We start from the raw sequence: 12625 nt of genomic DNA on the forward strand, positions 1-12625 counted from the left end.
TGCAGCCTACGAGACCCCCCGCGCACCCCCGCGAGTGCGGTCCCACGTCCGGGCGGTCACCCCCCGCTCGCGCAGCACCGCCTTGCGGACCTTGCCGTTCTCGGTGAGCGGCAGCTCGGCGACGACGTCGACGTAGCGCGGGATCGCGAACCGGGCGAGCCGCGGCTCGCACCACGCGGTCAGCTCGGCCGGGTCGACCTCGCACCCGTCGCGCGGCACGACCGCGGCCATCACCTCGTCCTCCCCCAGCTCGGAGGGCACCGCGAACACGGCGACCGCCGCCACGGCCGGGTGTTCGGCGAGGACCTGCTCGACCTCGAGGGAGGAGATGTTCTCGCCGCGGCGGCGGATCGAGTCGGTGAGCCGGTCGAGGAAGCGCAGCCACCCGTCCGGCTCGCGCACCACCCGGTCGCCGGTGTGGAACCACAGGTCCCGGTACGCGGCGGCGGTCGCGGCCGGGTTCTCGAAGTAGCCGGTGGCGTAGGCGAAGGGCCGCCGCGAGCGGCAGACGAGCTCGCCGGGCTCGCCGTCGGGCACGTCGAGCCCGTCGGCGTCGACGACGCGGACCTCGTGGTCGGGCAGCACCACGCCCATGTGGCCGGGCCGCTGCGCCAGCGGGTGCGCGCCGATCACCATGTTCGTCTCGGTGGAGCCGTAGCCGTCGACCAGCAGCACGCCGAACCGCTCCCGGAACGCCGCGTGCGCGGCGGCGGGCGTGGCGGGCGAGAGCGCGATCCGCACGCGGTGGGCGGTGTCGGCCGCGCCGGCGGGCCTGCTCAGCAGGATCTGCACCATCGCGCCGAGCAGGTAGGTGACGGTCGCGCCGGCCGCGCTCACCTCGTCCCAGAACCGCGACGCGGAGAACCGCCCGCCGAGGACGTACGTCGCGCCCGCGCACACCGCCTGGAAGAACGCGTTGAGCGCGTTGGTGTGGAACAGCGGCAGGCACGTGTACAGCACGTCGTCCTCGGTGATCTCCAGGCACTCGCCGACGATCACGCCCCACCAGCAGAACTGCGCGTGCGGGCAGCACACGCCCTTGGGCAGGCCGGTGGTCCCGGAGGTGTAGAGGATCGCGAGCGTGTCGCCCGGCGCGGCCGGGCGGGGCGCGCGCGGCTCGCCGGGTGCGGGGAACGACTCCCCCACCACCCAGCGCTCCACCGGCACGTCGACCGCGTCGAGGACGCCGACGAGCTCCGGCTCGACCACCACGACCCGGGCCCCGGAGTCGGTGAGCGCGTGCCGCAGCCCCGCCCCGCGCAGCGCCGTGTTGAGCGGGACGGCGATCGCGCCGAGCCACGCGCAGCCCAGCACGATCTCCAGCAGCTCGAGCCGGTTGCCGCACAGCAAGGCGACCCGGTCGCCCTCGGCGACGCCGCGCGCCGCCATCGCCCCGGCCGCGCGCGCGGCGCGCTCCACCGCCGCGCGGTAGGACCACGTCGCGCCCCCGTGCACGACGAGCGGCTTGTCGCCGTAGCGGCGCGCCTGCCGCTCCAGCAGGCGCGGCACGGTCCTCTCCGCATCGGGCAGGTCGCGCACCGGGCTGCGGTGGGTCGGCAGCAGCGGCGTGCCCCCCGGCACGAACGCCGCCCCCGGCTCGCGCCACGCGCTCACCGGCACCACGGTCCCCGCCGGCACGTCCTGCTCGAGCCGGCCGACGACGACCGCGCCCCGGTCGGTGCGCAGGCTCGCGAGCCGGGTGCCCGCGGCGTCCACGGTCACCTGCTCGACCACCGCCTCCCGGCAGGGCACGGGCCGCAGCTGCGTGCCGTGGCAGCGGGGACACGCCGCGCGCGGCGGGAAGTGGGCGTGCCCGCAGGCGGGGCACCCGGCCAGCTCGATCACGCGCCTCCCTCCAGCACGACCGCGTTCGCGCAGGCCCCGTAGCGGTACAGCACCATCCCGTAGCCGGTGACGAGCGCGAGCCGGGCGCGGTCGACCTGCCGCTCGCCCGCCCGGCCGGACAGCTGCAGCACCGCCTCGACGAGACCGTGCATGCCGCCCGCCGCGCCCGCCTGCCCGGCCGACAGCTGCCCGCCCGACGGGTTGAGCGGCCAGCCGTCGCGGGCGAGCCGCGCGTGCAGGAAGGCGTGCGGGTCGGGGGCGCAGCCGAGGTCGGCGAGCTGCACGAGCACCATCACCGGGTAGTCGTCGTAGACGCACGCGAGGTCCACGTCGTCGGGCCCGGCCCCGGCGGCGTCCCACAGCCGGTCGGCGACCTGCGCGAGCCCGGTCACCAGGCCGTCGCCCTCCTGCCCGTCGGGGTTGTGCCGGGAGACCGACGCCCGCACCCGGACCCCGCGGCCGTCGCCGGTGAGCACGAGCGCGTCGGCGCCCGCGACCACCGGCACGCAGTCGAAGCGCCGCAGCGGCGCCGCCACCACCGGGGCGTCGAGGTAGTCGGCGAGCGACAGCGGCGCCCGGTACACCGCACCGGGGTTGCGCGCGGCCCAGCGCCGCTGGGCGAGCGGGATCTGCGCGTAGTCGGTGTCGGTGAGGCCGTGGGCGGCCGCGTGCCGCTGGGTGAGCAGCGCGAACAGCGCGTTCGGCCCGCGCAGCGGCAGTGGGGTGAGCGACTCGGCGGTGGCCCGGTTGTAGGTGGCGGTGAGCCGGGCGAACGCCGCGCGGTCGAGGTGGTCGCCCGCCACGAGCACGACCACGCGCGCGTCCCCCGCCTCGATCGCGCGCACGGCGTGCTGGAGGAGGTTGATCCCGCTCGCGCCGCCGTGCGGGTCCTGCATGATCCAGTCCAGCCGCAGGCCGAGCCGCCAGGCGAGGTCGATCGCGTGATCGGGGGCGAGGGAGAAGCTCGCCACGCCGAGCCCGTCCACGTCGGCGGGCCGCAGCCCGGCCGCGTCGAGCGCGCCCAGCACGGCGGCGGTGAGCAGTTGCTCGGTCGTGCGGGAGCTCCGGCGGGCATAGGGCTCCTCGTACGCCGCGACGATGCCTGCCGCGCTCACCGCGCCCCGACCGCCCCGAGGTCAGTGGCGGCGGTCTCCCGGGAGGCGAGCACCGCGGCCACCGTGATCGCGCCCATCACCGCGAGGTAGCCCGCCACCGGCCACCAGCCGCCCGCCCACGCCAGCAGCGCCGTCGCGATGAGCGGGGAGAGCCCGCCCGCGAGCACCGACGCAAGCTCGTGTCCGATCGCCACGCCGCTGTAGCGCACCCCGCTGCCGAACAGCTCGCTGAAGAACGCGGGCTGGGTGCCGATCATCGCCCCGTGGCAGACGGCGTTGGCGACGACCACGGCGAGGATCACCAGAGCCGGCTGCCGGGTGTCGAGCAGCACGAAGAACGGCCACGCCCACGCGACCACCGCGACCGCGCCGAACGCGTACACCGGCCTGCGCCCGACCCGGTCCGACAGCGCGCCCCACGCCGGCATCGCGAGCGCCTCCAGGGCCATCCCGAGCACGACCGCGGTGAGGGTGACCTCGCCGGGCACCCCGATCCGGCTCGCGTAGGCGAGCACGAACGTGAGGAAGATGTACGAACCGCCGTTCTCGGCGATACGCGCCCCGAACGTCACGAGCACCGCGCGCGGGTGCCTGCGCACCGCCTCCAGCGCGGGCACGCGGTGCCGCTCGCGGGTCTCGGCGAACGCCGCGGTCTCGAGCACCTTCAGCCGGATCACCAGCCCCGCGCCCATGAGCAGGGCGCCGAGGAGGAACGGCACCCGCCAGCCCCAGGCCAGGAACTGCTCCTCGTCGGTCACCGCGGCCACCACCGCGAACACCAGCGCGGAGAGCACGAACCCGAACCCGACCCCGGTCTGCGAGAGCGCCGAGAGCATCCCGCGACGCTTCGGGTCGGCGTTCTCGCTGATCAGGAGCACGCCGCCGCCCCACTCCCCGCCGACCGCGATGCCCTGCACCACGCGCAGGACGGTCAGCAGCACCGGCGCGGCGATACCGATCCGGTCGTAGGTGGGCAGCAGCCCGATGAGGAACGTGGCCGCGCCCATGATCGTGAGCGTCGCGACGAGCATCGACCGGCGCCCGATCCGGTCGCCGAAGTGCCCGAAGACGAGCCCGCCGAGCGGGCGGGCCGCGAAACCGAGCGCGTACGTGCCGAACGCGGCGATCGTCCCGGCGAGCGGGTCGACGGTGGGGAAGAACAGCTGGTTGAACACCAGCGCGGCCGCGGTGCCGTAGAGGAAGAAGTCGTACCACTCCAGCGCGTTGCCCACGAGGGACGCGACCACGGCCCGGCGGATCGGGGTGCGGTTCGGGGTGCGGCCCGGGGTGGTCGTCGCGGCGGGTCTCATGGCGGCCTCCTCGGCGATCGATCGTGACCCGCGCCACGACCCGCTCGGAACGCCTGCGGTCCGCTCAGTGGCCCACCTGCTGACGGCCGGCCCGGGCCTCCAGCCGCTGCGACAACCCGCCCGCCGTGCGCCGCACCGCCGCCGCGAACGCGGGGACGTCGAGCCGGCTGATCGGTGCCACCACCGTCAGCGCGGCGATCACCGCGCCGCCGGCCCGCACGGGCGCGGCGACGGCGCCGTAGCCGTCGACGAGCTCCTGCCGGTCCACCGCGTAGCCCTGCCCGCGGACGCGCTCCAGCTCCGCCGCGAGCCGCTGCGGGTCGGTGATCGTGCGCCGGGTGCGCCGCACCAGGCCGGCCCCGACCGTGCGCGCGAACAGCTCCGGCGGCCCGAACGCGAGCACGACCTTGCCGGAGGCGCCGCAGTGCAGCGGCACCCGCCCCTCGACCAGGGTCACCACCTGCCCCCGGCCGCGGCTGCCGACGTAGATCTCGCCGAAGTGGATCTCGCCGTGGCCCGGCAGGGCGAGCACCGCCGTCTCGTGGGTGAGGTGGCTCAGCTCCTCCAGGTACGGCGCCGCCGCCACCCGCAGCGACCGGTGCGCGGGCACCCGCGCCCCCAGCTCGGCGAGCCAGGCTCCGAGCCGGTACCCGCCGTCCGACCGGTCGAGCAGCTCGCACGCCACCAGCTCCTGCGCGATCCGCCGGGCCGTGGTGCGGGGCAGCCCGCTGCGGCGGGCCAGCTCGTTGACGCCCAGCTGCGTGGTGTGCGCGTCGAAGCAGTCCAGGATGAGGCGCGCCTTCTGCAGGACGGGCTTCCCCGGGGTGTCGGGCACGTGCACCTCCCCGGTCCGGGTGTGCGGGCAGGGTATCCGCCGGGGTGATCGCGATGACACCGTTCGGGAGCGGGCGTCACACCGGGTCGCAACACCGCCGGTGCTTGCATCGCGGTCGTGCACCGCTACGGAGGTACCGACCTGGTGCGCCGCGAGCGCCGCTGGCCCGGCGTCGCGGTCGACCGGGTGCGCTGGCACGCCCCCGCCGGCACGACCGGCGAGATCTGCAAGGGCGAACACCAGCTGTTCGTCTCGGTCGCCGGTTCGGCGGGCCGGCTGCGGGCGCGCGCGGCGGACGGCTCCCGCTACACGGGGTGCAGCTTCCCGGGCGCGGTGACGTTCGTGCCCGCGGGCTGCCACCGGTTCGCCCAGTACGAGGGCGGCACCCTGGACTACATCGGCATCCGGATCCGGCCGGAGGCCTGCCCGCGCGGCGTGCCCGCGGGCGGGCTACGGCCGTTCACCAACCGGCCGGACCCGCTGGTGCACCGGCTCGCGCTCGCCCTCGACGCGAACCAGGACGGGCCGGCCGGGTCGTTGTTCGCCGAGAGCGCGGCGGCGCTGCTGCTCGCCCACCTGCACCGGGCGGGCGGGGGCGACGACGGGGACGCGCCACCGAGGCCGTCGCGGCGGGCGATCCGGCAGGTCGTCGACCACATCGAGGCGCACCTGCACTCGGCGCTGCGCATCAGCGAGCTCGCCGAGGTCGCCGGCCTCGAGCCGCACCACTTCCGCCGCGCGTTCAAGGCCGCGACGGGCCTGCCGCCGCACCGGTACGTCACCGAGCGGCGGCTGGCCCGCGCGGCCGAGCTGCTGCGCGACCCGAACGGCCCGCCCATCGCCGACGTCGCGGCCCGGGTGGGTTTTTCCAGCCAGAGCCACCTCACCACGGCGTTCGGCCGCCAGTACGGCCTCACCCCGGCCGCCTACCGGGCCGCGCACCGCTAGGGTCCGCCCGCCGGGTGCGGCTGAGGCAGGCGCACCAGGCCCTCGGTGAACGTCTTGCCCGGGTACCACGGGACGTCGCCGATGCCCGCGAACCCCGGGATGTCCTGCATGAAGCGCAGCATCTCGGCGCGCTCGGCCTCGTCCGGCAACGGCCGGTACATCGTGGCGAGGTTCTCCCGCACGTGCTCGGGCTCGGTGGTGGCCGGGATGACGCACGTGACCGCGGGGTGGGCGGCGACGTAGGACAGGAAGAACTCCGCCCAGGACGCGCAGCCCCGTTCCCGGGCGAAATCCGGCAGCGGCCGGTCGCCGACGACGTGGTGGAGCCTGCCCTTCTCCAGCGGCATGTTCACCATCACGGCGACCCCGTGGTCGGCCGCGAGCGGCAGGAGGCGCTCCTCGGCGGACCGCTCGAACAGCGAGTAGCGGATCTGGATGAAGTCGACCAGGCCGCTCTGGATCGGGCGGACCATGCCGGCGTACTGGTACGGCTCGTGCGAGGTGAGCCCGACGTAGCGGATCTGCCCCTCCTCCTTCAGCCGCCGCAGGACGGGCAGGACCATGCCGACGTTGGTCATGCTGTGGATGCCGACGACGTCGATCCGGTCGCGGTGCAGGCGCTGCTGGGACCGCCGGAACTGGCGCAGCGTGTGGCTGTCGTCGAACGCGTACTCGCCGCAGTTCCAGCTCTTGTCGGTGAGGAAGAGCCGGTCGGTGAGCCCGAGCTCGCGGGCGAACTCCCCGACGTTGGCCTCGGAGGCGCCGTACAGGGCCGAGGTGTCGACGACCCGCCCGCCGCCGTCGAAGAACTCCTGCAGGACGGCCGGGATGAACGAGCGGTCCGTCTCGGGCCGCCGGTCGAAGGTCATGAACGACCCGAGCCCGATCAGCGGCACCTCACCCCCGCCCGCGGGCAGCGGTCGCACGTGGGGCGTCGGGGTGTCCTGCGCGGGCCGCGCGCCCGCCGCGCCGGGCGGCCAGAGCCCGGCGGCGGCTGCGGTGCCGCCCGCGGCGGCCGCGGCGACGGTGGCGCCCGCGGCGGCCAGGAAGGCGCGGCGCGACGTGCGACGACCCGATTGCGGTGCTGATCCGTTCATGATCACACCGTCGCGCCGCGGCGGGCCGCCGGTCTTCCACGTCCCGGCGGTCGTTTCACGCGTTGGCGGTGGCCCAGCTCTCAGGTGGCGGCCGGGGCGAGCACGACCAGGGGGCGGGCGTGGCGGCCCTTGTCGGCCACGAGGGCGAGCACCCGGCCGTCGGGGGCGAACACGCCGTGCGTGCCGGGCCGCCCCGTCGGCGGGAGCGGGCGGCCGTGGGAGATGTCGGCGGCCTGGGCGGCGTCCAGGTCGCGGCGGGGGAACGCCATGGCGACCGCGGCGTCGAGCGGGACGACCGCGGACGGGTCGGCCTCCAGCGCCTCGAGGGTGCGGGCGTGGTCGAGGGTGAACGGGCCGACGCGGGTGCGGCGCAGCGCGGTGAGGTGCCCGCCCACCCCCAGCGCCGCGCCCAGGTCGCGGGCGAGCGCGCGCACGTAGGTGCCCGAGGAGCACTCGACGGCGACGTCGAGGTCGGGGCCGCGGCGGGCGAGCAGCCGGAACTCCGACACGGTGACCGGCCGCGCGGCGAGCACGACCTCCTCCCCCGCGCGCACCCGGGCGTAGGCGCGCTGCCCGTTGACCTTGATCGCGCTGACCGCGCTGGGGACCTGCTCGATGTCGCCGGTCAGCGCCGCCATGGCCTCTTCGATCGCGGCGTCGGTGACGCCGCTCGCGTCGGCGGTGGCGACGACCTCGCCCTCCGCGTCGTCGGTGCGGGTGGTGACGCCGAGGCGGATCGTGGCGGTGTAGGCCTTCGTGTCGAGGGCGAGGTGGCCGAGGATCTTGGTGCCGCGCCCGACGCCGCACACCAGCACCCCGGTGGCCATCGGGTCGAGCGTGCCGGCGTGGCCGATCTTGCGGGTGCGCAGGATCCGCCGGAGGCGGGCGACGACGTCGTGCGAGGTCATGCCTGCCGGCTTGTCGACGATCACGAGGCCGGGCGCGGGGGCGTCCACGCCGTCGATTCTCGCAATTCACGCGCCCCGCGCCGGACCCACCGGATACCGTCACCGCCGTTCGCAGGTCAGGGGGGCCTCACATGGATCGAGCCACGGCGGGTGACGTGCTGCGCCGGGCGGCGAGCGCGCGGCCGCGGGACCTCGTCGTCGCCGCCGTCCTGGTGTCGGTGCACCAGCTGGCGGAGGCCGCGGTGCCGGTGGCGGTCGGCTGGGTGATCGATCTCGGGGTGGTCGGGCGCGACTCGGGCGCGCTGCTGCGCTGGCTCGGGGTGGTCACCGCGGTGTTCGCGGTGCTCGCCACCAGCGCCTACTTCGGCTACTACCTGGCCGCCCGCACCGAGCGGCTGGCGGCCCACCGGGTGCGGATGGACGTGGTCTCCCGCGTGCTGCACCCCGCGGGCGGCGCCCCCGGCCGCCCGGGCGAGCTGGTGAGCACGGCCGGGGCCGACGCCGACCGGGCCGGCGAGGTGTGCACGGTCGTCGTCGGCGGGGTGGCGGCGCTGACCGCGCTGGCCGGCGGCGCCGTGGTGCTGCTGGACGCGTCGGTGGTGCTCGGGCTGGTGGTGCTGGGCGGGGTTCCGCTCGTGCTGCTGGCCTCCCGGCTGCTGGCGCGGCCGCTGGTCGGGCGGGCCGAGGCCGAGCAGGAGTCCCTGGCGGCGGCGACGGCGGTGGCCACCGACGTCGTCACCGGCCTGCGCGTGATCAAGGGGATCGGCGGGGAGGACGCGGCGGACGCGTCCTACCGCGCCGCGAGCCGGGCCGCGCTGCGCGCCCGCCTGGCCGCCGCGAAGTGGGCGGGCGGCTACCTCGGGGCCACCAACGCGATCACCGGGCTGTTCCTCGTGGTCGTGGCCTGGGTCGCCGGCAGGCTCGCCCTGGACGGCACGATCAGCGTCGGCGAGCTGGTGGCGGGGGTCGGGCTGGCGCAGTTCCTGATCGGACCGCTGGAGCGGCTCACCGAGCTGGGCGCGGTGCTCGCGGGCGCCCGGGGGGCGGCGCGGCGCACGGCCGCCGTGCTCGCCGCGCCGCCCGCCGTCACCGCGGGCACCGGCGTGCTCCCGGCCCGCCCCGCCGGCACGCTGCGGGTGCGGCTGCCCGACGGGCCCGCCCTCGAGGTGGCGGCGGGCGAGCACGTCGGCGTGGTCACCCTGCAGGCGGCCGACGCGGCGCGGCTGCTCGACGCGCTCGCCCGCGACGCCGACGCCCCGGTCGAGCTCGACGGCACCGACCTGCGCGGGGTCGCGCTCGACGAGGCCCGCCGCGCGGTGCTCGTCGCCCGGCACGAGGCCACCCTCTTCGAGGGCACCGTCGCCGACACCACCGGACGCGACCCGGCGCCGCTGGCGGCCGCCGCGGCCGACGAGGTGGTGGACACGCTGCCGGCCGGGCTCGACAGCGACGTGGGCGAGCGCGGGCGCACCCTGTCCGGCGGGCAGCGGCAGCGCCTCGGCCTGGCCAGGGCGCTCGCCGAGGACCCGGCCGTGCTGGTGCTGCACGACCCCACCACCGCCGTCGACGCCGCCACCGAGCACCGCATCGCCGACGGCGTGGCGACGCTGCGGGCGGGCCGCACCACCGTGGTGGTGGCCTCCAGCCCGGCGCTGCTCGCCCGCTGCGACCGCGTGCTGGTCGTCGACGGCGGGGCGGTCGTCGCGTCCGGCTCCCACGCCGAGCTGATCGCCGACCCGCGCTACCGGCAGGCGGTGCTCGCATGACCGTGCTGCCCGTGGCGGCCCTCGCCCGCACCCGCCGCGCCCTCGGCGAGCTGATGGCGCCGCACCGCGCGCTGCTCGCCGCCACCGCGGCCGCCCTGGTGCTGGCCTCGGTCGCGATGCTCGTGGTGCCGCCGCTGCTCGGCCGGATCGTCGACGCGGTGATCGACCGCGGCGCGGCGGGCCTCGTCGACGGGCTCGCGCTCGCCATCCTCGCCGCGCTCCTGGCGCGCGCGGTGTTCTCCGCGCTCGGCTCGGTGCTGGTGGCCCGGCTCGGTGAGCAGGTGCTCGCCGCGCTGCGCGAACGCGTGGTCCGCCGCGCGCTCGACGTGCCGCTCGCCGACGTCGAACGGGCGGGCACCGGCGACCTGCTGCAGCGCGTCGGCGGCGACATCTCGGTGATCTCCGAGGGCGTGCGCCGGGCGATCCCCACCGTCGTGATCTCCCTGCTCGACGTCGGCCTCACCCTGGTCGGGCTCACCGTGCTCGACTGGCGCCTCGCGCTCGCCGGGCTCACGCCGCTGCCGATCTGGGTGCTGGTCTCCCGTTGGTACGCGCGCGCGTCGGGGCGGCTCTACGCCGCGGAGCGGCTGGCCGAGGGCGAGCGCACCCAGTCCCTGTTGGCCGGGGTGGGCGGCGCCGCCACCGTGCGCGCCTTCCGGCGCCGCGGCGCCCAGCTCGCGCGCATCGACCGCCGCTCGCGGGTGGCCGTCGACGCCTCGCTCGCCGCGGCGCACGCCGAGCGCAAGTTCGGGCTGGCCATGAACGGGGCGGAGCTCGTCGGCGTGCTCGCCATCCTCGTCACCGGCTTCCTGCTGGTGCGCGCCGACGCCGTCACCGTCGGCGCCGCCACCGCCGCCGCGCTGTACTTCCTGCGGCTGTTCGACCCGATCGGGGTCATGCTGTACCTGCTCGACGAGGCGCAGTCGGCGGGCGCAGCGCTGGCCCGCCTGGTCGGGGTGGCCGACATGCCGGCACCACCCGCCCCGCTGCACCCGCGCACGCCCGCGCACGCCGGCGTGCGGCTCCGCGGGATCCGGCACGCCTACGACGGCGGCCCCGAGGTGCTGCACGGCGTCGACCTGGAGATCGCCCCCGGGGAGCGGGTCGCGGTCGTCGGCACGAGCGGTGCGGGCAAGACCACCCTCGGCGCCGTCCTCGCCGGGGTGCACCGGCCCACCGCGGGCACCGTCGAGATCGGCGGGGTCGGTCTCGACGAGATCGCCGACCTGCGCCGCCACGTCGCCCTCGTCACCCAGGAGGTGCACGTGTTCGCCGGGACCGTCGCCGACAACCTGCGCCTGGCCCGCCCCGGCGCCACCGACGACGAGCTCACCGCCGCCCTGCGCGCCGTCGAGGCGCCGCTCGCGCTCACCGACGTCGTCGGCGACGGCGACGGCGGCGAGCTGTCGGCCACCCGCGCCCAGCAGCTCGCGCTGGCCCGGCTGGTGCTCGCCGATCCCGCCGTCGCCGTGCTCGACGAGGCCACCGCCGAGGCCGGCAGCGCGGGCGCGCGCACCCTCGAACGCGCCGCCGCGGCCGCGCTCGCCGGGCGCACCGCCGTCGTGATCGCCCACCGCCTCACCCAGGCCGCCACCGCCGACCGGGTCGTGGTGCTCGACAAGGGGCGGATCGTCGAGGCCGGGCGCCACGACGAGCTGGTCGCCGCGGGCGGCCACTACGCCGACCTCTGGTCGGCCTGGGCCGCGCCGCGGAGCCGGTGACGGCGCGGGCGCACCGTCGCGGGCCTCAGCCGCCGGCGCCGTACCGGGCGAGGAAGGTGGTCACCGCCTCGTCCGCGACGCGGCGCAGGTCCTCGGGGGATGTGCGAGCCCGGGCCCGCGCAGGGTCGACCGGTTGAGCGGCCCTCCCACCACGAGCCACACGAACTGCTCGGCGGCGACGTCGGCATCGGGAACGGTGAGCAGGCCGCGCCGATCCAGCTCGCGCAGGCTCCCGGCGAGCGGGCCGAGGTTGCGGTCCCAGCTGCGCGCGGCGTACTGCTCCGCGACCTCGGGGAAGGAATCGGCCTCGGCGGCGACGAGCGCGCGCATCCGCAGCACCGGTGTGCTGAGGATCCCGGCCTGCAGCACCTCGGCCATCCGGGACAGGCCGGTGCGCGCGTCGAGGGCCCCGGCCAGCGCGCGGGCGTGCGGAGCCATGGAGTCGTGGCCCTGGTCCACCCCGTCGCGCACCACGGCCGCGTAGAGCGCGTCCTTCGACGGCCAGGCGGCGTAGAGCGACTGCTTGGAGATGCGGGCCCGGCGCGCGACGGCGTCCATCGTCGTCCCGCGAAGGCCCTTGGCCAGGAACTCCGCGCGCGGGCCGGGCGCCATGCTCGTCGTCGGGGTCGCGGTGGCCGGCGTCGCCGCCTTCGTCCTCAGCTCCGCCCACTACTCGCTGACGGCGCCCCTCAAGCGGCGCGCACTCGGCGACGCGACGCCCGACCGGGGCGCGGTCGTCCCGGTGGAAGTGGTCCTCGAGCTGGTGCGCACCGTCGTCGTCGCGGTCGCCTTCGGCTGGATCGCCGCGCAGGCCGGGCTCATCGGTTTGCCCGGCGGGATCGGCCTGGCCGTCGTGCTCTGGGCGGCGTTCCCGGTGGTGCTGCTCGTCGGATCGGTCACCCGGGAGGGCGTCGCGCCGGTGACCGCCGCGATCCACGCCGGCGACCTGCTGCTCAAGCTGCTGCTCGTCGCGCTCGCCGTCGGCCTGCTGCACCGAGGTACGCGGGGTTCGCGTGCGCTCGGCGCCCCCGTGAGCGGGTACGCGCTCCCCCGGGCGCGTACCCGCTCACGCCCCCTCGC

The 12625-nt window shown here is 76.7% G+C and carries 10 protein-coding genes and 1 pseudogene; 4 read left to right on the forward strand and 7 right to left on the reverse strand.

Features of this window, described 5'->3' with window-relative positions; translation table 11 throughout:
• Window positions 1-6: 6 nt before the first annotated feature.
• The 4 genes from VKZ81_RS04360 to VKZ81_RS04375 all read right to left on the reverse strand — a co-directional run bounded on the left by VKZ81_RS04360 (window position 7) and on the right by VKZ81_RS04375 (window position 5105).
• Window positions 7-1845, reverse strand: a complete 1839-nt coding sequence (locus tag VKZ81_RS04360) for an ATP-dependent acyl-CoA ligase (protein WP_324240092.1) — start codon at window positions 1843-1845, stop codon at window positions 7-9.
• The gene (locus VKZ81_RS04365) at window positions 1842-2960 is read right to left on the reverse strand and encodes a thiolase family protein (protein WP_324240093.1); all 1119 of its coding nucleotides are present in this window, start codon (window positions 2958-2960) and stop codon (window positions 1842-1844) included. Before VKZ81_RS04365 ends, VKZ81_RS04360 begins: the two co-directional genes overlap by 4 nt.
• Complete coding sequence (locus tag VKZ81_RS04370) at window positions 2957-4270, reverse strand: MFS transporter (RefSeq protein WP_324240094.1); 1314 nt, start codon at window positions 4268-4270, stop codon at window positions 2957-2959. Before VKZ81_RS04370 ends, VKZ81_RS04365 begins: the two co-directional genes overlap by 4 nt.
• 64 nt (window positions 4271-4334) lie before the next feature.
• Window positions 4335-5105 (reverse strand): IclR family transcriptional regulator, encoded by a 771-nt coding sequence (locus VKZ81_RS04375; protein WP_324240095.1) that lies wholly within the window; start codon window positions 5103-5105, stop codon window positions 4335-4337.
• A gap of 117 nt (window positions 5106-5222) precedes the next feature.
• On the opposite strand from VKZ81_RS04375, the gene VKZ81_RS04380 reads away from it, so the two are divergent.
• Complete coding sequence (locus VKZ81_RS04380; RefSeq protein ID WP_324240096.1) at window positions 5223-6053, forward strand: AraC family transcriptional regulator; 831 nt, start codon at window positions 5223-5225, stop codon at window positions 6051-6053.
• Here the strand turns inward: VKZ81_RS04380 and VKZ81_RS04385 are convergent.
• Both VKZ81_RS04385 and truB read right to left on the reverse strand, forming a co-directional pair.
• Window positions 6050-7150, reverse strand: a complete 1101-nt coding sequence (locus tag VKZ81_RS04385; RefSeq protein WP_324240097.1) for an aldo/keto reductase — start codon at window positions 7148-7150, stop codon at window positions 6050-6052. The two genes, VKZ81_RS04380 and VKZ81_RS04385, sit on opposite strands and share 4 nt — an antisense overlap.
• An 80-nt stretch (window positions 7151-7230) precedes the next feature.
• Window positions 7231-8106, reverse strand: a complete 876-nt coding sequence (gene truB / locus VKZ81_RS04390; RefSeq protein WP_324240098.1) for a tRNA pseudouridine(55) synthase TruB — start codon at window positions 8104-8106, stop codon at window positions 7231-7233.
• An 83-nt stretch (window positions 8107-8189) separates the two neighbouring features.
• Here truB and VKZ81_RS04395 point away from each other — a divergent pair, with 83 nt between their 5' ends.
• Both VKZ81_RS04395 and VKZ81_RS04400 read left to right on the forward strand, forming a co-directional pair.
• Window positions 8190-9824: an ABC transporter ATP-binding protein gene (locus VKZ81_RS04395; RefSeq protein WP_324240099.1), complete on the forward strand. Its 1635-nt coding sequence runs from the start codon at window positions 8190-8192 to the stop codon at window positions 9822-9824.
• The gene (locus VKZ81_RS04400) at window positions 9821-11545 is read left to right on the forward strand and encodes an ABC transporter ATP-binding protein (RefSeq protein ID WP_324240100.1); all 1725 of its coding nucleotides are present in this window, start codon (window positions 9821-9823) and stop codon (window positions 11543-11545) included. The genes VKZ81_RS04395 and VKZ81_RS04400 overlap by 4 nt, the downstream gene beginning before the upstream one ends.
• 60 nt (window positions 11546-11605) lie before the next feature.
• On the opposite strand, the gene VKZ81_RS04405 is transcribed toward VKZ81_RS04400, so the two are convergent.
• Window positions 11606-12157 carry a TetR/AcrR family transcriptional regulator gene (locus VKZ81_RS04405; protein ID WP_324240101.1) on the reverse strand — a complete coding sequence of 184 codons (552 nt, stop codon included), beginning with the start codon at window positions 12155-12157 and terminating at the stop codon, window positions 11606-11608.
• On the opposite strand from VKZ81_RS04405, the pseudogene VKZ81_RS35070 reads away from it, so the two are divergent.
• A pseudogene (locus VKZ81_RS35070) lies at window positions 12156-12515 on the forward strand (DUF1761 family protein); the annotation flags it as partial. The gene VKZ81_RS04405 and the pseudogene VKZ81_RS35070 overlap by 2 nt on opposite strands.
• Between the last annotated feature and the right edge of the window lie 110 nt (window positions 12516-12625).

Origin of the sequence: Pseudonocardia sp. (assembly GCF_035305885.1) — a bacterium.
Taxonomy (GTDB): Bacteria; Actinomycetota; Actinomycetes; order Mycobacteriales; family Pseudonocardiaceae; genus Pseudonocardia.

Bases quoted from the DNA above. Each gene is read 5' to 3' on its own strand.
- VKZ81_RS04370 (WP_324240094.1), bottom strand. From the start codon at position 4,270: ATGAGACCCGCCGCGACGACCACCCCGGGCCGCACCCCGAACCGCACC.
- VKZ81_RS04385 (WP_324240097.1), bottom strand. From the start codon at position 7,150: ATGAACGGATCAGCACCGCAATCGGGTCGTCGCACGTCGCGCCGCGCC.
- VKZ81_RS04395 (WP_324240099.1), top strand. From the start codon at position 8,190: ATGGATCGAGCCACGGCGGGTGACGTGCTGCGCCGGGCGGCGAGCGCG.
- VKZ81_RS04400 (WP_324240100.1), top strand. From the start codon at position 9,821: ATGACCGTGCTGCCCGTGGCGGCCCTCGCCCGCACCCGCCGCGCCCTC.
- VKZ81_RS04405 (WP_324240101.1), bottom strand. From the start codon at position 12,157: ATGGCGCCCGGCCCGCGCGCGGAGTTCCTGGCCAAGGGCCTTCGCGGG.